Genomic DNA, 19,824 nt, shown 5'->3' on the forward strand with positions numbered 1-19,824 from the left:
TAATTACAAGGAATGCCCATGAGCGCCACCTCCGCTTCCGTAACGCGTCACGATTGGACCCTTGCCGAGGTCAAGGCGCTCTTCGAGCAACCCTTCAACGATCTGCTGTTCCAGGCGCAGACCGTGCACCGTCAGCACTTCGATGCCAACCGCGTGCAGGTTTCCACGCTGTTGTCGATCAAGACCGGCGCTTGCCCGGAAGACTGCAAGTACTGCCCGCAGTCCGGCCACTACAACACTGGCCTGGATAAAGAAAAGCTGATGGAAGTGCAGAAGGTGCTGGAGGCGGCGGCCGAAGCCAAGGCCATCGGCTCGACGCGTTTCTGCATGGGCGCGGCCTGGAAGCATCCGTCCGCCAAGGACATGCCCTACGTGCTGAAGATGGTCGAGGGTGTGAAGGCGATGGGTCTGGAAACCTGCATGACCCTCGGCAAGCTCGATCAGGAGCAGACCAAGGCGCTGGCCGCAGCGGGGCTGGATTACTACAACCACAACCTCGACACCTCGCCGGAGTACTACGGCAACATCATTACCACCCGCACTTACGGCGAGCGTCTGGAAACGCTGAGCTACGTGCGCGAGGCGGGGATGAAGATCTGCTCCGGCGGCATCCTCGGCATGGGCGAGTCGCTGGACGATCGCGCCGGCCTGCTGATCCAGCTGGCCAACCTGCCTGAGCATCCCGAGTCGGTGCCGATCAACATGCTGGTCAAGGTCAAGGGCACGCCGCTGGCCGAAGAGCAGGACGTCGATCCGTTCGACTTCATCCGCATGCTCGCCGTGGCGCGGATCATGATGCCGAAATCCCATGTGCGCTTGTCCGCCGGACGCGAGCAGATGAACGAGCAGATGCAGGCGCTGGCCTTCTTCGCCGGCGCCAACTCGATCTTCTACGGCGAGAAACTGCTGACCACCGCCAATCCGCAGGCGGACAAGGACATGCAGCTGTTCGCACGCCTGGGTATCAAGCCGGAAGAGCGCCACGAGCACGCCGACGAAGTGCATCAGGCGGCCATCGAGCAGGCATTGATCGAGCAGCGCGACAGCAAGCTGTTCTATAACGCCGCGGTCTGATGATCTGGTGGATGGGCGCCGCATCGGCGGCGCGCTTCATCCGCCTGTTGCCAGTCCAACCCCCTCGTAGGCTGGGTGACCTGTTTGCGGTCATCCACCGTCTGTCGGTGCACCCATGAGCTTCGATCTCTCCGCCCGTCTCGCCGAGCGTCGCGCTGCCCACCTCTATCGCCAACGTCCTTTGCTGGAGTCGCCGCAGCAGCCGGAAATGCTGGTTGATGGGTTGCGTCTGTTGGCGTTCTGTTCCAACGACTATCTGGGCCTGGCCAGCCATCCCGAGGTGATCGCAGCCATGCAGCAGGGCGCCGCGACCTGGGGCGTGGGCGGCGGTGCCTCGCATCTGGTGATCGGCCACAGCACGCCGCATCATCAGCTCGAAGAAGCGCTCGCCGAATTTACTGGGCGACCACGGGCGCTGCTGTTTTCCACCGGCTATATGGCGAATCTGGCCGCGGTGACGGCGCTGGTCGGGCAGGGCGATACGGTGCTGGAGGATCGCCTCAATCACGCTTCCCTGCTCGACGCCGGTCTGCTCTCCGGCGCGCGCTTCTCGCGCTACCTGCACAACGACGCCGAAAGCCTCGCCAAGCGCCTAGAGAAGGCCAGCGGCAATACCCTGGTGGTGACCGATGGCGTGTTCAGCATGGACGGCGATCTCGCCGACCTGCCGGCGATCTGCGCCACAGCGAAGCAGCGCGGCGCCTGGGTGATGGTCGACGATGCCCATGGCTTCGGCCCGCTGGGCGCAACGGGTGGCGGCATCGTCGAGCAGTTCGGCCTGGGCATGGATGACGTCCCGGTGCTGGTCGGTACGCTGGGCAAGGCTTTCGGCACCGCGGGAGCCTTTGTCGCCGGCAGCGAGGAACTGATCGAAACGCTGATCCAGTTCGCCCGGCCCTACATCTACACCACCAGCCAGCCGCCGGCGGTAGCCTGTGCCACACTTAAAAGCCTGGAGCTGCTGCGCAGCGAAGGCTGGCGTCGAGAGCATCTGAACAGGCTGGTCGCGCGTTTTCGTGAGGGTGCGACACACATCGGCCTGACGCTGATTGACAGTCCGACGCCGATCCAGCCGGTGCTGGTGGGCAGCAGCGAACGGGCGCTAAGGCTGTCGGCATTGCTGCGCGAGCGCGGCATCCTGGTCGGTGCTATTCGCCCGCCGACCGTTCCGGCCGGCAGCGCGCGGCTGCGGATCACTTTCACCGCGGCGCATAGCGATGCGCAGCTGGAGCGCCTGCTGGAGGCGCTAGCCGAGTGCTGGGCCTTGTTGCCCAAGGAGAGCGACGATGCGTGATCGACTGATCCTTCTGCCGGGCTGGGCGTTCAGCTCGGCTGCCCTTGAACCGCTGGCCGAACTGCTGCGTGATCGCGAGCCACGGCTGCATGTCGAAATCGCTCCACTGCCTACACTGGAGCGACCGGACGCCTGGCTCGACGAGCTGGATGCTCGGCTGCCCCTCGATAGCTGGCTGGCGGGCTGGTCGCTGGGCGGCATGCTGGCGACGCAGTTGGCCGCGCGGCGTGGCGACAGCTGTCCTGGGTTGATCACCCTCTGCAGCAATCCCTGCTTCCGCAGCCGTGACGACTGGCCGACGGCCATGCCCGCCGAAGTCTTCGATGCGTTCGAAGCGGCGTTCCAGCTCGGGCCGGAGGATACGCTCAAGCGCTTCAGCCTGCTTTGCAGTCGTGGTGCCTACGATCCGCGCACACTGGCGCGGCAGCTGCAGGTCAGTCTGCTCGATCAGCCTCAGGCAGCGTCGGCAGCCGGTCTGCGCTTGCTTGCCGAGCTTGACGGGCGTGAATCGCTGCAGCGTTACGTCGGCCCACAGTTGCACCTGTTCGCGGGCAGCGATGCGCTGGTCCCTGCGGCTGCCGCCGAGGCGCTGCTGGCCTGCCTGCCGGATGTGGAAGTCGATGTGTTGGCCAGCGCCAGCCATGGGTTGCCGCTGGAGCGGGCCGACGACGTGGCGACGGCGATGTTGGCCTTCATGGGTGAGGGCGAGGATGACTGAAGCGTCACTCAGCGAACGCCCGCCCAAGCAGTTGCCGGACAAGCGTCAGGTCGCGGCATCGTTTTCCCGCGCTGCGGCCAGCTACGACAGCGTCGCCGCGCTGCAGCGACAGGTCGGCAAGCAATTGCTGGCCCGTCTGCCCTCTACTCGGCAACCTGGCCGCTGGCTCGATCTCGGCAGCGGCACCGGCTACTTCTCTCGAGCTCTGGCCACGGCTTTTCCGGATGCCGATGGCCTGGCGCTGGATATCGCCGAGGGCATGCTGCGGCATGCGCGGCCGCAGGGCGGTGCACGGCATTTCGTGACCGGCGACGCCGAGCGGCTACCGCTGCGTGATGGCAGCGTTGACCTGATCTATTCGAGCCTGGCGCTGCAATGGTGCGAGGATTTCGCAGGCGTGCTGAGCGAAGCGCGGCGGGTGCTGCGTCCGGGCGGCACCTTCGCCTTCAGCAGCCTGTGCAGCGGAACCCTGCAGGAACTGCGGGATAGCTGGCAGGCGGTGGATGGCTTCGCTCACGTCAATCGCTTCCGCTCGCTGGAGGCCTACCAGGCACTGTGTAGCGACTGCTGTCTGAGATTGGTGAGCCTCGAAGTGCGCCCCGAAGTGCTGCATTTCCCCGATCTGCGCCAGCTGACCCATGAACTCAAGGCGCTCGGTGCGCACAACCTCAACCCCGGTCGCCCCGGCGGACTGACCGGGCGAGCACGCATCCGCGCGCTGGTCGATGCCTACGAAGGTTTCCGTCAGCCCGCGGGCCTGCCGGCCACCTATCAGGTGGTCTATGGCGTTCTGCGCAAGGACTCATGAGATGGCCCGCTCTTTCTTCATCGCCGGTACCGATACCGACGTCGGCAAGACCACCGTCGCCGCTGGCTTGCTGCATGTGGCTCGATCGGCAGGGCTTTCTACCGCAGCGGTAAAGCCGGTTGCCTCCGGCTGCGAGCTGACCGATCAGGGCTTGCGTAACAGCGATGCGCTGGCGCTGCTGGCCGAGTGCAGCCTTGCTCTTGATTATGCGACGGTCAACCCGTTCGCCTTCGAACCGGCTATTGCTCCGCACATCGCTGCGCGCGAAGCCGGGCTCGAGCTGACCGTCGCTCGTCTGGTTCAGGCCGTGCAGCCGGTACTGGCGCGGCAGGCCGACTTCACTCTGGTGGAGGGCGCGGGCGGCTGGCGGGTACCGCTGAACGGGAGTGAGTATCTGTCGGCATTGCCCGCGGCGCTGGGATTGCCGGTCATTCTGGTGGTCGGGGTGCGCTTGGGTTGTATCAATCACGCGCTGCTCAGTGCGGAAGCGATCGCCCGTGATGGACTGGTGCTGGCCGGCTGGGTGGCGAATATCGTCGACCCTGCCACTTCGCGCCTGGAAGAAAACCTCGCCACGCTTGCTGAGCTGCTACCGGCACCCTGCCTCGGCCGAGTGCCGCGCCTCGCTGAGCCAACAGCGCCGCAGGTTGCGCAGTACCTCGCTTTACCCATGTAGCACTCGGCGTGAACAACGGATGCCGACAGCTAGCGCCTTGCGGTGGCGGCCGGCATCTGCTTGAATGCTGGCAACCTGATGGCTTTCGGAGGCACCATGCAGATTACCAATAGTATTTTGAGTGCCGGTCTTAGCGCCTTCCAGAGTGGCCAGCAGCGCGTTGATCAGGCTGCCTCGGCTATCGCGTCCGCTAGTAAGCCCATGCCTGATAATTCCCAAGCGGTTGCAGATATCACCGAGCAGCTAATTCAGCTGAAAGTTGGCGAGCACAGCGCCAAGGTGGGTGCCCGTGTGATTCAGAGTGCTGATGAAGTGCTTGGCACGCTGATCGATACCCAGGCCTGATTCCTCGGCCCTGATCCGCTCTTCCTGCTTCTCCCCGCCGTTGGTCGTATCGTTCGACCCACTGCGTTTCTCTCCTGACTGATCTCCTAGTGCCATTGCGGCGGGCAACTGCTCACGCACGCGCTTTTGCAACAGCTCATTTCTGCAGCCTTTTACCCAGCGTCCATTGCCTGCTCCGGTGCTGCATCTGGAGGAGGCGGGGTAGCTACGGCTGTCGAATGGAGAATTTTCCCCTGCTTGACATCGATCAGGTCGAAACGTATGTTTCAAACGCCTGTTTGACCCTTCGGGCTAGTTGTCCGACGGTCGAAATCGAATTCCAATGGCTGGGTCGCTCCGGTCAGCTTGTAACAAGAACTCACCGCTGAGGTTTACGCTATGCCCGACTACAAGGCCCCCTTGCGCGATATCCGCTTCGTACGTGATGAGCTGCTCGGCTACGAGGCGCACTACCAGAGCCTTCCGGGATGTGAAGACGCCACCCCGGACATGGTCAATGCGATTCTCGATGAAGGCGCGAAGTTCTGTGAGCAGGTCCTCGCTCCGCTGAACCGCGTTGGTGACATCGAAGGCTGCACCTGGAGCGAGTCGGGCGTGAAGACACCGACCGGTTTCAAGGAAGCTTACGAGCAGTACGTGGCGGGCGGCTGGCCGAGCCTGGCCCATGATGTCGAGCACGGCGGTCAGGGACTGCCCGAGTCTCTCGGTCTGGCGATCAGCGAGATGATCGGCCAGGCCAACTGGTCCTGGGGTATGTACCCCGGCCTGTCCCATGGCTGCATGAACACCATCGCTACCCACGGCACCGACGATCAGAAGCACACCTACCTGAGCAAGCTCGTGTCTGGTCAGTGGACCGGCACCATGTGCCTGACCGAGCCGCACTGCGGTACCGATCTGGGCATGCTGCGCACCAAGGCGGAGCCGCAGGCCGACGGCAGTTACAAGCTGAACGGCACCAAGATCTTCATCTCCTCCGGTGAGCACGACATGGCCGAGAACATCGTCCACATCGTATTGGCTCGCCTGCCCGATGCTCCGGCTGGCACCAAGGGCATCTCCCTGTTCATCGTGCCCAAGTTCCTGCCGAACGCCGAAGGCGAGAAGGGCGAGCGCAACGGTGTGAACTGTGGCTCGCTGGAACACAAGATGGGTATTCACGGCAACGCGACCTGCGTGATGAACTTCGACGGCGCCACTGGCTTCCTGATCGGGCCGCCGAACAAGGGCCTGAACGCGATGTTCACCTTCATGAACACGGCGCGCCTGGGTACTGCGCTGCAGGGCCTGGCGCATGCCGAAATCGGCTTCCAGGGTGGCATCAAGTACGCCCGCGAGCGCCTGCAGATGCGTGCGCTGACTGGTCCGAAGGCGCCTGAGAAACCAGCCGACCCGATCATCGTGCATCCTGACGTGCGCCGCATGCTGTTGACCATGAAAGCGTTCGCCGAAGGCAATCGCGCGATGGTCTACTTCACCGCCAAACAGGTCGACATCGTCAAGAACAGCCAGGACGAAGAGCAGAAGAAGCAAGCCGACACGCTGCTGGCCTTCCTCACGCCGATCGCCAAGGCGTTCATGACCGAAGTGGGTTTCGAAGCGGCCAACCATGGCGTACAGATCTACGGTGGTCACGGCTTCATCGCCGAGTGGGGCATGGAACAGAACGTGCGCGATGCTCGTATCTCCATGCTGTATGAGGGCACCACCGGTATCCAAGCGCTGGATCTGTTGGGCCGCAAGGTGCTGATGACTCAGGGCGAAGCGCTGAAGTCCTTCACCAAGATCGTGCACAAGTTCTGCCAGAGCCAGGAAGGCAATGACGCCATCAAGGAGTTCGTGGCCCCCTTGAGTCAGCTGAACAAGGAGTGGGGCGAGCTGACCATGAAGATCGGCATGGCTGCCATGAAGGACCGCGAAATGGTCGGTGCGGCGTCGGTCGATTACTGCATGTATTCCGGCTACGCCTGCCTGGCCTACTTCTGGGCTGACATGGCACGGGTTGCTGCCGAGAAACTGGCTGCAGGCACCTCTGACGAGGCGTTCTACAAGGCCAAGCTGCAGACCGCGCGCTTCTACTTCCAGCGCATCCTGCCGCGCACCCGTATGCATGTCGATGCCATGATGTCCGGTGCCGATAACCTGATGGAAATGGCAGAGGAAGATTTCGCGCTCGGCTACTGACGGGTTGAAGTTGTCGAAAAGCCGCTGCTCTGCAGCGGCTTTTTTATGCGCGGCCCATGCAGTTGTACCGATATTGCTGCATATTCGCCGGTTTTTCGGCTGCATAACGGTGAGCGAGAAGGCAAAATGCTAGCCTTTGTCGGCAGCACGCCGGAGTCGCCGTGTCGCGTACCGTCCCGCCTCGCTTCAGCCACTTTCTTGCGCCATTGGCCCTGTTGCTCGGCGGCGAGGTCGTTGCGCGTCAGGTCGCCCTGAACGAGTTCTTCACTTCGCTTTATAACGTGCTGCCGACCGTTCTGCTGCTGCTCGGCGGAGCGCTTTGCGTCATGTACGGTCGCATCCGCGAGTCCTTTCTGCTGCTCTGCGTTTACCTCGCTTATTTCCTCCTCGACACCCACGCTGATCACTACCGTGCACACGGCACACTGCTGGACGATGCCGCACTGACTTTCCACCTTTGCAGCCTGCTGCTACCGCTGCTCTATGGCCTGTACGGCGTGTGGCGTGAGCGCAGCCACCTTGCCCAGGATGGGCTGGCGCGCGCCGCCGTGCTGTTTGCCGTAGGTGTCGTCGCCGTGGCGTTGGCAAGGCGCTTTCCGGAAGCGCTACATGCCTGGTTGGTGTTGATTCGCTGGCCCGCCTTGCAGGCCGATTGGCTGCAGCTCATCCAGCTGGCGTACCCGGCGTTCCTCGTGGCGCTAGTGTTACTGATCGTCCAGTACCTGCGCCAACCGAGGCCGTCCCACGCGGCGCAGATCATTGCGCTGCTCGGCCTCCTGCTGATGTTGCCGCAAACATTCAGTCGCCATGCCGCGCTGAACATTCTAAGTAGCCATGTGTTGCTGATGCTGGTGGTGGCGATCGCCCATGAGGCTTATCTCATGGCCTTTCGTGACGAGCTGACTGGCCTGCCTGGGCGGCGTGCGTTGAACGAGCGGCTGCAGCGTCTGGGGCGGCAGTACGTGCTGGCGATGGCCGACGTGGACCACTTCAAGAGCTTCAACGATACCCACGGCCACGATGTCGGCGATCAGGTGCTGAAGATGGTCGCCAGCCGGCTGCGCAAGATAGGGGGCGGTGGGCGTGCATATCGCTACGGGGGTGAGGAGTTCACCCTGGTTTTCCCCGGGCGCAGTATCGAAGAATGTCTGCCGCATCTGGAGGCGGTACGTCAGTCGGTGGAGAGCTATGCGCTGCAACTGCGTGACGCAGACAATCGACCGAAGGATGATCGTCGCGGCCGTATGGCTCGAGGAGCAGCGTCGGCGAAACAGGTCTCGGTGACCATCAGTATCGGGGTGGCTGAGCGACAAGGGGAGCAGCGCAGCCCGGAGGAGGTGATCAAGGCCGCCGACCAGGCGCTGTACAGTGCCAAAAAAGCAGGCAGAAACTGTCTGCGAGTGCACGGCAGCGGCCGCGGTGCGGTGCGTATGGCCGAGCATTCGCGTTAGGGTTGCAGTGGTATTGATAGTGACCGGTAAAAACTATCTGGTCATAAAAAGACGCTTAATCCTGTCCTGGTTATTCGGTTAGACTCGCTGGAAACGGCCCATAGTGGCCGCAACCCAGTGTCTTGCGAGGAACCTTGCCATGGCCGACTACCAAGCGCCGCTGCGCGACATGCGTTTTGTCCTGAATGAAGTCTTCGACGCGCCGAAACTCTGGCAGTCGCTGCCAGCGCTGGCGGAGGTGGTCGATGCCGAGACGGCCGATGCAATTCTCGAGGAAGCTGGCAAGATCACCGCCAATAGCATCGCGCCGCTGAACCGCAGCGGTGATGAAGAAGGCTGCCGCTGGGACGCCGGGGCGGTTTCTACTCCTGCCGGTTACCGCGAGGCTTACCAGTTGTACGCCGAGGGCGGCTGGGTCGGCGTCGGTGGCGATCCGGCATTTGGCGGCATGGGCATGCCCAAGGTCATCTCGGCTCAGGTCGAGGAGATGATGAACTCCGCCAGCCTGGCATTCGGCCTCTATCCGATGCTGACGTCCGGCGCCTGCCTGTCGATCTACGCCCACGCCAGCGAGGAGCTCAAGCAGAAGTACCTGCCGAACATGTATGCCGGTGTCTGGTCCGGTTCCATGTGTCTGACCGAACCTCATGCCGGGACTGATCTGGGCATTATCCGCACCAAGGCCGAGCCTCAGGCAGACGGCTCCTACAAAGTCAGCGGGACCAAGATCTTCATCACCGGCGGCGAGCACGACCTGACCGAGAACATCATCCATCTGGTGCTGGCTAAGCTGCCGGACGCCCCGGCTGGCTCTCGCGGCATCTCGTTGTTCCTGGTGCCCAAGGTAATGGTCAACGAGGACGGCACGCTGGGTGAGCGCAACTCGCTGTCCTGCGGTTCCATCGAGCACAAAATGGGTATCCAGGCCTCGGCGACCTGTGTGATGAACTTTGACGGTGCCACCGGCTGGATGGTCGGCGAGCCGAACAAGGGCCTGGCTGCGATGTTCACCATGATGAACTACGAGCGTCTGGGTGTCGGCATCCAGGGCCTGTCGACTGGCGAGCGTTCCTATCAGAGCGCCATCGAGTACGCCCGCGATCGTATCCAGAGTCGCGCACCAACCGGGCCTGTGGCTCAGGACAAGGCGGCCGATCCGATCATCGTGCATCCCGACGTGCGTCGTATGCTGCTGACCATGAAGGCACTGAACGAGGGCGGCCGGGCGTTCTCCAGTTATGTCGCGCTGCAGCTCGACATCGCCAAGTTCAGCGATGACGACGAGGCCCGGCAGCGCGCCGAGGCTCAGGTCGCGCTGCTGACACCGGTAGCCAAGGCCTTCCTCACCGATATGGGTCTGGAAACCACGGTACATGGCCAGCAGATCTTCGGCGGCCATGGCTTCATCCGTGAGTGGGGGCAGGAGCAGCTGGTGCGTGACTGCCGCATTACCCAAATCTACGAGGGTACTAACGGCATTCAGGCGCTGGACCTGGTCGGGCGCAAGATCGTCGGCAGTGGTGGCACCATGTATCAGGCCTTCGTCGACGAGATCCGTGCGTTCATTGCCGATGCCAATCCTGAGCTGGCGGAGTTTGCCGAGCCGCTCAAGGCCGCAATGGACAATCTGGACGAGCTGACCGCCTGGGTTATCGATCAGGCCAAGGCCAACCCGAACGAAATCGGCGCCGCCTCGGTGGAATACCTGCATGTGTTCGGCTACACCGCCTACGCCTATATGTGGGCGCGCATGGCCGCAGTCGCGTTTGCCAAGCGGGAGGAGGGAGACTTCTACCAGAGCAAGCTCGGTACCGCGCGCTTCTATTTCGCGCGATTGCTTCCGCGAATTCATTCGCTGAGCGCTTCGGTGAAAGCTGGCAGCGAGTCGCTGTACCTGCTCGACGCGACGCAGTTCTAAGCGGCGCGGCTTAATCTAAAGGCAATATGAAATTATTTGGCCATGATGCGGAACGATTAAGTCGCCCCTTCGGTCATAAAAACCGCGCAATGTAAGCTTGGACTTACAGTTCTGCATCACGGATGACGCGGTGTAGGAAAAGGCTTACAAGGCGTGATGCACAATGGCTACTACAGGTCCGCAAGGGCAGGCAGTAATCTACTGGATAGGGACGTGGCGCATGGAAAGCGCGAATCAACAATACGGACCACACAGGGAGCGGTGCCAGGATGGCGCGCGATCATGGATGTCAGGATTCAGTCTGCAGAGCCCCGCTTCGGCGGGGTTTTTCTTTTCTGCTTAGTCCTCCTCCAGCCATTAGCCATTCAAATGGCCTTCTGGCGCCTCTGGCTTAGTCCGTCTTCCTAAAGCATCAATTCGGCAGGCACACGCCGGTTCCGCCCAGCCCGCAATATCCCCCCGGATTCTTTGCCAGATACTGCTGGTGGTAAGCCTCTGCGTAGTAGAACGGCGGCGCGTCGTCGATCTCGGTGGTGATGGCCGGAAAACCCGCTGCGCTCAGCCGCTGCTGGAAACGTTCACGACTCGCCTCTGCCTCGCTGCGTTGCTGCGCATCCATGCAATAGATCGCCGAACGATACTGGCTGCCGACATCGTTGCCTTGCCGCATCCCTTGGGTCGGGTTGTGCGCTTCCCAGAAAACGCGCAACAGTGTGCTGTAGTCGATCTGCTGCGGATCGAAGACCACCAGTACCGCCTCCGTATGTCCGGTGAGCCCGGAACAGACTTCATCGTACGTCGGGTTCGGCGTCAGGCCTCCGGCATAGCCTACGGCTGTGGTCCACACGCCCGGTAACTCCCAGAACCGGCGTTCTGCTCCCCAGAAGCAGCCCATGGCGAATATGGCTTGGGAAAATCCGGCGGGAAAAGGCGGCTGCAATGGGTTGCCGTTTACATAGTGGGCAGGCGGGACCGACATGGGCGTCGAGCGGCCGGGCAGGGCCTGCTCGGCAGTCGGCAGCGCCTGTTTGTTGACCAGTATCTGCGAGCGTAGCGACATGTTTGCCTCGATCGGTTTAGCGGGCTGGCAAGCTAGGCTACAAAAGCGCGAGTAACAGCGAAAGCTTGGCAACGACCACGCGTCGCCGAACTTGGCAAAAGCGCTTGGCTGAGCTCAGTGCCAGCGTGGGTAGCGGCGTAGGGCGTCGCTGAGAATGTTGCCGGGGATCGGCTTGTCAAACAGATAGCCCTGGCCGATGTCGCAACGGTGATGACGGAGGAACTTGAGTTGCGCGGCTGTTTCGATGCCCTCGGCGACGACCTTGAGATGCAGCTTGCGAGCCATGGCAATGACCGCGGAAGTGATCTCCATGTCGTCCTGATTGCCGGGGATATCCTTGATGAAGCTGCGATCAATCTTGATCACGTCGATGGGGAATTTCTTCAGATAGCTGAGCGAGGAATAGCCGGTACCGAAATCGTCCATGGCCAGGGTCAGGCCTAATGCCTTCAACCCTATCAGCTGTTGTCGCGTTTCTTCTGTTGCGTCGAGCAGCAGGCTTTCGGTCAACTCCAGCTCCAGCTGCGCTGGCGGAAGCTGCTCTTCCAGAAGGATGGCGGCGATCGAGCCAAGCAAGTCCGGGTCGGAGAATTGCTTGGGTGATAGGTTGATCGCTATTTGTGGCTTGCCCAGACCCAATGCCGACAATCTCACTCCCATGCGGCATGCTTCGCGCAGTACCCACTTACCGATGGGGATGATCAGGCCGGTTTCCTCAGCGACGCCGATGAACTGGTCCGGGCGGATCATGCCTTTTTCGGGATGGTTCCAGCGCAACAGGGCTTCCAGTCCTTGCAGCTGTCCGCTGCGCAGGCACAGCTTTGGCTGATAGAACACTTCAAGCTCGTTCTGCGTAAGGGCGCGTCGTAAGTTGTTTTCGACAAACAGCTTGTAGTTGGCCTCGGCGTGCAGGGCTTCGGTGAAAATCTGCACTTGATTCTTGCCGTTGGCCTTGGCCTTGTGCAGCGCCTGCCCGGCATGTTTCATCAGCGTTTCCGGGTCATGACCGTGCTGTGGCGAGCAGGCCAGACCCAGTGAGGCGCTGACGCTGATCAGCTGCTTGTCGACGAACAGCGGCTTGTCCAGCACACGCAGAACCTGATCGGCCAGCCGCAGCCCCTCATCCAGCATCATGTCGTCGAACAGCAGCGCGAATTCATTGCTGGCAAAACGCGCGAGCACGCTCTGCTGACTGAGGCCGTTACGCAATCGGCGAGCGAGACAGGTGAGCAGCTTGTCGCCGGTCTGGTGGCCCAGGCTGTCGTTGATTCGCTTGAAATTGTCGATATCCACCAGCAGCAAGCAAAGCCTGGGCTCGGCGCCAGCGGCAAAGCGCTCTTCGAGGCTGCGGATGAAGTACGGTCGATTGCCGAGGTTGGTCAGGTTGTCCGTATAGGCGAGGCGCTCGATATGCTGATGCGCCAGTTTGCTGCGCGTAATGTCCTCGTAGATGCCAATGTAGTGGGTCAGAACGCCCTCTTCGTTGAACACCTTGGAGATGGACAGTTGGCCCCAGTACGGCTCCAGATTCTTGCGCCGTGAACGGAATTCACCTTGCCAGCTGTTGGAATGGGCGAGCACCGATGAGGTATCGAATAGCAGCTCGCTGAGATTTTCCAGGGCTTTCAGGTCGGTCAGGCGCTGGCCGCGCACCTCGGCTGAGGAAAACTGGCTGATGCTGGTGAAGGCGGGGTTGACATACTCCACGCGGCCCTCCCGGTCGACCAGAATGAAGGCGCTGGCGCTCTGTTCTACGGCGCGCTGGAACAGGCTGAGCATATGCGTGGCGCTGAGACGCTGCTGGTTCGCCAGCACCTGTGCGTACTGGTCGGCCAGTTCTCCGGCAAAGGCGATCTCGTCAGCTTGCCATGTCCTCGGCTGACCGGCGTGTTGCAAGCTCAACACCCCAATCACCTCACCGCCGACCCGAATGCTGGCATCGAGCGTTGAGCGGATGCCTTGCGGGCGATGGAGATACTCGCTCAAGGCGCAGGTGCGGTGATCCTGCGAGACCTCCTGCGCATCGACAGCGCGGCCGCTTTGCAGGGCCTGCAGGTAACGAGGAAAGGGTGCCAGATCCAGTTCTGGCAGCGCCTCATAGCTGGCGCTGCCGAGTCTATAGCAGGCGACGGGCTCGAGATGGGTGCCGTTCAGGTGCCAGATTGCCGCGCGGTCGAGTTGGTAGACTTCACAGGCAGCTTGGGTGATCAGCTGCGCGGCTTCCAGCTGCGGATTAGCAGAGCTGTATCGGTGCCGCGCCAGTTTGACGATAAGTCCCTGTTGGGTGCGCGAACGCAGCATGTGCTCGATGTGCTCGTCCTGAGTTTGCTGATGCTGCTGTAGTGTGGAACGCAATCGTGCGTTCTGGGCTCTGAGGTCCTGATCCGAGTCGGGCTGCCGGCCCGCCATCAGGTAACCCCTGAGCATTTCCCTGCCGTACTGCTGCCAGACCTCACCCAGCTCGGTAATGTCTTGTACGCCCTCGGGCGTATGCAGCCGGTAGTTGACCGAATAATGGCTTCGGCTGGCGAGTTGTTGCTGGATTTCCTCATGCAGTTGATGACGAGCGCTGGGCTCCATCAGACTCGCGTACGGCGAGTCGATCAGCGAGCAGAGCTCGCTGGCTGACACGCCGAGCAACCGCTCACAGGCGGGGTCGAGAAATAGCAGCGTCCAGCTGGACTCGTTCAGCCGCTCGAAACGCAGCATGCCGAGCCGTGAAGGCACTGGCAACTGCGTCACAACCTCGGTCGCCAGGCGGCTGGCGGCATCGGTATGTATTTTCATCGAGCGGTTGGCTTCCAGTATGCTCCACGGAGTCGGGCTGGCTCGGGCTCCAGGCACCGTTCCAGTGAAGGACGATGGCTAAATAATATTAATTTCGGCAAGGGTGCATCATGCGACAGGGACTGACAAGTCGACTTGCAAAGTTAGTGATGGTCTCGGTTTTCTGGGCGATCGGCACGCCAGTGATGGCCGCAGAGCCGATCGAGTTCGGTTCTGACGAATCGGCTCATTACCTGGCTGAATTGAAGAAGCTTTATCTCACCACCAGTGATCGCGAGGCCCTTCTGGCGCACAGCAATGGCTTGCTGGACACCTATGCGTTGCGGGCCGGTTATCAAGTCGGTCAGACCAACCCCCAGGATTTTATCTACGAATTGAGCGTGGCTGCGCCGGGTGAGTTACGTATCCGTGAGGAGGTGCGCGGCAACAATGGCGGCGTCGCTGTGCGCAATCGCAGCTTGTCGGTGTTCGGCCTCGATCCCTACCTGCAGTATCAGTGTCCTGCGCAGGGGCCTAGCTGTTCCGTAAACAGCCCGGTCGACGGCCTGCCGCTGGTGGTTATCCTGCGCGACCCCAAGGGTGCAGAAGAGCTGGCGAAGGCGTTGTCGTTCCTGATCCGCAATCTGCAAAAGGGCTGACACAGCGGCCAGCTCCCCACTTGCCGGCATTCCAAGAGCATCTGAAGAAAAACGCCGCATTCTCGTGAGAGAACGCGGCGTTTTTTGTCAGTCGCAGATGTTTACAGCAGCATCGTACGGATGTCCGCCAGCAGCTCCGACAGACGCTTGGTGAAGCGCGCCGCCGCTGCGCCGTTGATCACACGGTGATCGTAGGACAGCGAGAGCGGCAACATCAGGCGCGGCTCGAATGCCTTGCCGTCCCAGACTGGCTGCATCGTGGCCTTGGAAACCCCGAGAATCGCCACTTCCGGCGCGTTGACGATCGGCGTGAAGCCGGTGCCGCCAATGTGGCCGAGGCTGGAAATGGTGAAGCAGGCACCCTGCATGGCGTCAGGCGAGAGCTTCTTGCTGCGCGCCTTCTCTGCCAGCTCGGCCGCTTCGCCAGCCAATTGCAGCAGACTCTTCTGATCCACGTTCTTGATCACGGGGACCATCAGGCCGTCCGGCGTATCCACCGCGAAACCGATGTGCACGTATTTCTTGCGGATCAGTGCCTTGCCGCTCGGCGCCAGCGAGCTGTTGAAGTCCGGCAGCTCCTTGAGCAGGTGCGCACAGGCTTTAAGCAGCAACGGCAGCACGGTGAGCTTGACGCCGGCCTTTTCGGCGGCAGCCTTCTGAGAGACGCGGAAGGCTTCCAGTTCGGTGATGTCGGCCGATTCGAACTGGGTCACGTGCGGTACGTTCAGCCAGCTGCGGTGCAGGTTGGCTGCGCCGATCTGCATCAGGCGTGACATCGAGACTTCTTCGACTTCGCCGAACTTGCTGAAGTCCACGGCCGGGATCGGCGGAATGCCGGCACCGCCCGAGGCACCTTCGGCCGGAGCCTGCTTGGCCTTGTGCAGCATGTTCTTCACGTAGGCCTGGACATCTTCCTTGAGAATCCGGCCTTTGGGACCGGTGGCCGGAACATCGGCCAGGTCGACGCCGTACTCGCGCGCGGTCATGCGAACCGCCGGCCCGGCGTGAACCTTGGTGCCGGCCTTGCTCGGACCGCTGACGGCCGGAGCCGGCGTCGCCGCGGCCTTGGCCTCCGGTACGCCCTGCTTGTTCGGTGCGACGGCCTGCTGCTGGGAAACGGCCTCTTGCGGCGTGACCTCGGCCTTTTTCGTAGGTGCGGAGCCCTGAACCTTGAGGGTCAGGATCAGATCGCCGGTCTTGGCATCGTCACCCACCTTGATCGACAGCGATTCCACCACGCCCGCCTTGGGCGCCGGAATTTCCATGCTGGCCTTGTCGGACTCAAGGGTGATCAGCGACTGGTCCGCCTCGACGCTGTCGCCGGCCTTGATCATGACTTCGATGACCTTGGCGCTGCCGCTGGAACCGATGTCCGGAATACGAACCTCTTCCACGGACTCACCGGCAGCTTCGGCGGGTGCTTCTGCCGCCTGCTCGGTCAGTTTCTCCTTGGCCGGGCTTTGTGCCTGGCTGGCCGGAGCACTGGCGGCGGCCTGCTTGCTCGCGGCGGCGCCCTTGAGAATCAGGATCAGATCGCCGGTACCAACTTCGTCGCCCACTTTGACCGAAATGCTCTCGACAACGCCGGCGGCTGGGGAGGGGATCTCCATGCTGGCCTTGTCGGACTCGAGAGTGATCAGCGGTTGCTCGGCGGCAATGGTGTCGCCAGCCTTCACTGATATCTCGATCACGCTGGCCTTGCCGGAGGAGCCGATGTCCGGAACCTTGATCTCCTGCGATTCGCCTTCCTCAGCCGAAGCTGACGGATTCTCATCGCCTGTAGGCGTGGGGGCCTCGGTCTCGTCGGCAGGGCCGCCGCTGCTTGCGCCGGCTGGCTCGGCAGCGGCTTGCGCCGGCGCCTCGCTGTCCTGTTCTTCGCTTTCCAGTTCGAGCAACTCGTCACCTTCTTTCAGGCGGTCGCCGAGCTTGACCTTCAAGGCCTTCACGACCCCAGTCTTGGGCGCAGGGATTTCCATGCTGGCCTTGTCGGACTCCAGCGTCAGGATGCTCTGGTCGGCTTCGATACGGTCGCCGACCTTGACGAACAACTCGATTACTTCACCCTCACCGCTGCCGATGTCGGGTACGCGTATGGTTTCACTCACAATAGGTTCTCCTGTGCGCACGCAGCATCAGCAATCCAGCGGATTGCGCTTCTCGGGGTCGATACCGAACTCGGTGATGGCGTTGGCCACCACGGTGCGTTCGATGGCGCCGCGATCGGCGAGTGCCTGCAGTGCCGCGACGGCAACCCAGCGACGGTCGACTTCGAAGAAGTCACGCAGCTTGGCGCGCGAGTCGCTGCGGCCGAAGCCGTCAGTGCCGAGCACCTGGTATTCACGCGACGGAACCCACTGGCGAATCTGATCGGCGAACAGCTTCATATAGTCGGTCGAGGCCACTACCGGGCCTTCGCGGCCTTCCAGACACTGCTCGACGTAGCTCTTGCGCGGCTCCTCGGTCGGGTGCAGACGGTTCCAGCGATCGACCGCCAGGCCATCGCGTCGCAGTTCGTTGAAGCTGGTCACGCTCCAGACGTCGGCGCCGACGCCCATCTTGGCGAGGATGTCCACCGCAGCACGCACTTCACGCAGGATGGTGCCCGAGCCCAGCAACTGTACGCGGTGCTTGAAGTCGCCCTTGGCTTCTTCGAGCAGGTACATGCCCTTGATGATGCCGTCCTCGACACCCTGCGGCATGGCCGGCTGCTGGTAGTTCTCGTTCATCACGGTGATGTAGTAGTAGACGCTCTTCTGCAGCTCCATCATCTCGTGCATGCCGTGGTGCATGATCACCGCCAGCTCGTAGCCATAGGTGGGGTCATAGCTGCGGCAGTTGGGGATGGTGCTGGCGAGGATGTGGCTGTGGCCGTCCTCGTGCTGCAGGCCTTCACCATTGAGCGTGGTACGCCCAGATGTGCCGCCCAGCAGGAAGCCGCGGGTCTGCGCATCGCCGGCCGCCCAGGCCAGGTCGCCGATGCGCTGGAAGCCGAACATCGAGTAGAAGATGTATACCGGCAGCATTGGCTGGTTGTAGTTGCTGTAAGCGGTACCTGCGGCGATGAACGAGGAGAACGCACCGGCTTCGTTCAGGCCTTCCTGAAGAATCTGGCCGTCCTTTTCTTCGCGGTAGTACATCACCTGATCGCGGTCGACCGGCTCGTACAGCTGCCCCACCGGGGAGTAGATGCCCAGCTGACGGAACATGCCTTCCATGCCGAAGGTGCGGGCCTCGTCGGCGAGGATCGGCACGATGCGCTTGCCGAGATCCTTGTCCTTGACCAGCTGCGAGAGAATCCGGCCGAAGGCCATGGTGGTGGAAATCTCGCGGTCGCCAGAACCGTCGAGCACGGCTTTCAGCGTGTCCAGCGGCGGCGTCGGGATACTGAAGCTCTTCGGCCGGCGCTGCGGCAGAGAACCACCAAGCTTCTCGCGGCACTTGCGCAGGTAGCGCATCTCGGCGCTGTCTTCGGCCGGGCGATAGAACGGCAGCTCTTCGAGCTGCGAATCGTTGACCGGGATATCGAAGCGATCGCGGAATTTCTTCAGGCTGTCGATATCGACCTTCTTGGTGTTGTGGGCGATGTTCTTCGCCTCACCGGCACCGGTGCCGTAGCCCTTGATGGTCTTGGCGAGAATGACCGTTGGCTGGCCCTTGTGGTTGACCGCCTGATGATAGGCCGCATAGACCTTGTACGGATCGTGGCCGCCGCGGTTGAGCTTCCAGACTTCCTCGTCGGACATGCTCTCGACACGCTTGAGCAGCTCAGGGTCAGCACCAAAGAAGTGTTTGCGCACATAGGCGCCGTCTTTGGCCTTGTAGTTCTGGTATTCGCCGTCGATCGCCTCGTCCATGCGGCGCTGCATGCGGCCGTCTTCGTCGGCGGCGAACAGCGGATCCCACAGACGACCCCAGACCACCTTGTTGACGTTCCAGTTGGCGCCTTTGAACACGCCTTCCAGTTCCTGAATGATCTTGCTGTTGCCGCGCACCGGGCCGTCCAGACGCTGCAGGTTGCAGTTAATGACGAACACCAGGTTGTCGAGGTTTTCGCGGCCGGCCAGGGAAATGGCGCCGAGGGTTTCCGGCTCGTCGCACTCGCCGTCACCGATGAAGCACCAGACGCGCTGCTTGCCCTTCGGAATGAAGCCGCGGTTTTCCAGGTACTTCATGAAGCGCGCCTGGTAGATCGCGGTGATCGGGCCGAGGCCCATCGACACGGTCGGGAACTGCCAGAAGTCCGGCATCAGGTGCGGGTGCGGGTAGCTCGACAGGCCTTTGCCATCGACTTCCTGGCGGAAGTTGAGCATCTGCTCTTCGCTCAGGCGGCCTTCGAGGAAGGCGCGGGCGTAGATGCCGGGGGACGCGTGGCCTTGATAGTAGATCAGGTCGCCGCCGTGTTCTTCGGTCGGCGCCTGGAAGAAGTAGTTGAAGCCGATGTCGTAGAGCGTCGCACTGGACGCGAAGGTGGAGATGTGGCCACCCAGATCCGGATCCTTGAGGTTGGCACGCATCACCATGGCCAGTGCGTTCCAGCGGACCAGGGAGCGAATGCGGCGCTCCATGAACAGGTCGCCAGGCATCTTGGCTTCGCGGGTGACGGGGATGGTATTGCGGTACGGCGTGGTGATGCCGTAGGGCAGCGGGGTGCCGCTACGTGTGGCCAGTTCACCCATCCGGGTCATCAGGTAGTGAGCGCGGTCTTCACCCTCGCGGTCGAGGACGGACTCGAGGGCGTCCAGCCATTCCTGGGTTTCGACGGGATCGAGATCTTGCATGGCTTGCTCCATGGCGGAAAGGCTTCCAGAATCGGTTGCCTGTTCGCGACCGGCTTTGTGGGCCGGTGCGTGTAATGTTCTTGGACGAGTGCC

General features: G+C 62.0%; 14 protein-coding genes. 10 read left to right on the top strand and 4 right to left on the bottom strand.

What is annotated here, in order from left to right; translation table 11 throughout:
- Positions 1-18: 18 nt before the first annotated feature.
- The 9 genes from bioB (at position 19) to UIB01_RS01935 (ending at position 10,468) form a co-directional block, all read left to right on the top strand.
- Complete coding sequence (gene bioB / locus UIB01_RS01895) at positions 19-1,074, top strand: biotin synthase BioB (protein WP_015275415.1); 1,056 nt, start codon at positions 19-21, stop codon at positions 1,072-1,074.
- Between the two features lie 115 nt (positions 1,075-1,189).
- Positions 1,190-2,368 (top strand): 8-amino-7-oxononanoate synthase, encoded by a 1,179-nt coding sequence (bioF, locus tag UIB01_RS01900; RefSeq protein WP_038656344.1) that lies wholly within the window; start codon positions 1,190-1,192, stop codon positions 2,366-2,368.
- Complete coding sequence (locus UIB01_RS01905; protein ID WP_038656346.1) at positions 2,361-3,086, top strand: alpha/beta fold hydrolase; 726 nt, start codon at positions 2,361-2,363, stop codon at positions 3,084-3,086. Before bioF ends, UIB01_RS01905 begins: the two co-directional genes overlap by 8 nt.
- Positions 3,079-3,894: a malonyl-ACP O-methyltransferase BioC gene (gene bioC / locus UIB01_RS01910; RefSeq protein ID WP_038656348.1), complete on the top strand. Its 816-nt coding sequence runs from the start codon at positions 3,079-3,081 to the stop codon at positions 3,892-3,894. The genes UIB01_RS01905 and bioC overlap by 8 nt, the downstream gene beginning before the upstream one ends.
- Before the next feature lies 1 nt (position 3,895).
- Complete coding sequence (bioD, locus tag UIB01_RS01915; RefSeq protein ID WP_038656350.1) at positions 3,896-4,570, top strand: dethiobiotin synthase; 675 nt, start codon at positions 3,896-3,898, stop codon at positions 4,568-4,570.
- A 96-nt stretch (positions 4,571-4,666) separates the two neighbouring features.
- Positions 4,667-4,915, top strand: a complete 249-nt coding sequence (locus UIB01_RS01920; protein WP_038665316.1) for a hypothetical protein — start codon at positions 4,667-4,669, stop codon at positions 4,913-4,915.
- Between the two features lie 378 nt (positions 4,916-5,293).
- A complete protein-coding gene (locus UIB01_RS01925; protein WP_038656352.1) occupies positions 5,294-7,099 on the top strand; it encodes a phenylacyl-CoA dehydrogenase in 1,806 nt (601 codons plus the stop codon).
- A 161-nt stretch (positions 7,100-7,260) separates the two neighbouring features.
- A complete protein-coding gene (locus tag UIB01_RS01930) occupies positions 7,261-8,550 on the top strand; it encodes a GGDEF domain-containing protein (protein ID WP_038656354.1) in 1,290 nt (429 codons plus the stop codon).
- Between the two features lie 139 nt (positions 8,551-8,689).
- Entirely contained in the window at positions 8,690-10,468 is a 1,779-nt protein-coding gene (locus UIB01_RS01935; RefSeq protein WP_038656356.1) for an acyl-CoA dehydrogenase C-terminal domain-containing protein, read from the top strand.
- A gap of 412 nt (positions 10,469-10,880) precedes the next feature.
- Here UIB01_RS01935 and msrA read toward each other — a convergent pair whose 3' ends face one another.
- Positions 10,881-11,528 (bottom strand): peptide-methionine (S)-S-oxide reductase MsrA, encoded by a 648-nt coding sequence (gene msrA / locus UIB01_RS01940; protein ID WP_038656358.1) that lies wholly within the window; start codon positions 11,526-11,528, stop codon positions 10,881-10,883.
- Between the two features lie 114 nt (positions 11,529-11,642).
- Entirely contained in the window at positions 11,643-14,315 is a 2,673-nt protein-coding gene (locus UIB01_RS01945; RefSeq protein ID WP_038656360.1) for a bifunctional diguanylate cyclase/phosphodiesterase, read from the bottom strand.
- A 149-nt stretch (positions 14,316-14,464) separates the two neighbouring features.
- Between UIB01_RS01945 and UIB01_RS01950 the strand changes: the two genes are divergently transcribed.
- The gene (locus UIB01_RS01950) at positions 14,465-14,953 is read left to right on the top strand and encodes a hypothetical protein (RefSeq protein ID WP_038656362.1); all 489 of its coding nucleotides are present in this window, start codon (positions 14,465-14,467) and stop codon (positions 14,951-14,953) included.
- Positions 14,954-15,054: 101 nt separating this feature from the next.
- Here the strand turns inward: UIB01_RS01950 and aceF are convergent, their stop codons facing one another.
- Entirely contained in the window at positions 15,055-17,058 is a 2,004-nt protein-coding gene (aceF, locus tag UIB01_RS01955; protein ID WP_038656364.1) for a dihydrolipoyllysine-residue acetyltransferase, read from the bottom strand.
- Positions 17,059-17,085: 27 nt separating this feature from the next.
- On the bottom strand, positions 17,086-19,731 hold the full coding sequence (aceE, locus tag UIB01_RS01960) for a pyruvate dehydrogenase (acetyl-transferring), homodimeric type (RefSeq protein WP_038656365.1): 2,646 nt from the start codon (positions 19,729-19,731) through the stop codon (positions 17,086-17,088).
- Positions 19,732-19,824: the final 93 nt, after the last annotated feature.

The organism is Stutzerimonas decontaminans, from assembly GCF_000661915.1.
GTDB classification, from domain to species: Bacteria; Pseudomonadota; Gammaproteobacteria; order Pseudomonadales; family Pseudomonadaceae; genus Stutzerimonas; species Stutzerimonas decontaminans.

What these genes read in the sequence shown, in the direction of transcription:
- msrA (WP_038656358.1), bottom strand. Translation starts at nt 11,528, where the DNA reads ATGTCGCTACGCTCGCAGATACTGGTCAACAAACAGGCGCTGCCGACT.
- UIB01_RS01935 (WP_038656356.1), top strand. Translation starts at nt 8,690, where the DNA reads ATGGCCGACTACCAAGCGCCGCTGCGCGACATGCGTTTTGTCCTGAAT.
- UIB01_RS01925 (WP_038656352.1), top strand. Translation starts at nt 5,294, where the DNA reads ATGCCCGACTACAAGGCCCCCTTGCGCGATATCCGCTTCGTACGTGAT.
- bioC (WP_038656348.1), top strand. Translation starts at nt 3,079, where the DNA reads ATGACTGAAGCGTCACTCAGCGAACGCCCGCCCAAGCAGTTGCCGGAC.
- bioF (WP_038656344.1), top strand. Translation starts at nt 1,190, where the DNA reads ATGAGCTTCGATCTCTCCGCCCGTCTCGCCGAGCGTCGCGCTGCCCAC.
- aceE (WP_038656365.1), bottom strand. Translation starts at nt 19,731, where the DNA reads ATGCAAGATCTCGATCCCGTCGAAACCCAGGAATGGCTGGACGCCCTC.
- UIB01_RS01950 (WP_038656362.1), top strand. Translation starts at nt 14,465, where the DNA reads ATGGTCTCGGTTTTCTGGGCGATCGGCACGCCAGTGATGGCCGCAGAG.
- UIB01_RS01905 (WP_038656346.1), top strand. Translation starts at nt 2,361, where the DNA reads ATGCGTGATCGACTGATCCTTCTGCCGGGCTGGGCGTTCAGCTCGGCT.
- bioB (WP_015275415.1), top strand. Translation starts at nt 19, where the DNA reads ATGAGCGCCACCTCCGCTTCCGTAACGCGTCACGATTGGACCCTTGCC.
- UIB01_RS01920 (WP_038665316.1), top strand. Translation starts at nt 4,667, where the DNA reads ATGCAGATTACCAATAGTATTTTGAGTGCCGGTCTTAGCGCCTTCCAG.
- bioD (WP_038656350.1), top strand. Translation starts at nt 3,896, where the DNA reads ATGGCCCGCTCTTTCTTCATCGCCGGTACCGATACCGACGTCGGCAAG.
- UIB01_RS01945 (WP_038656360.1), bottom strand. Translation starts at nt 14,315, where the DNA reads ATGAAAATACATACCGATGCCGCCAGCCGCCTGGCGACCGAGGTTGTG.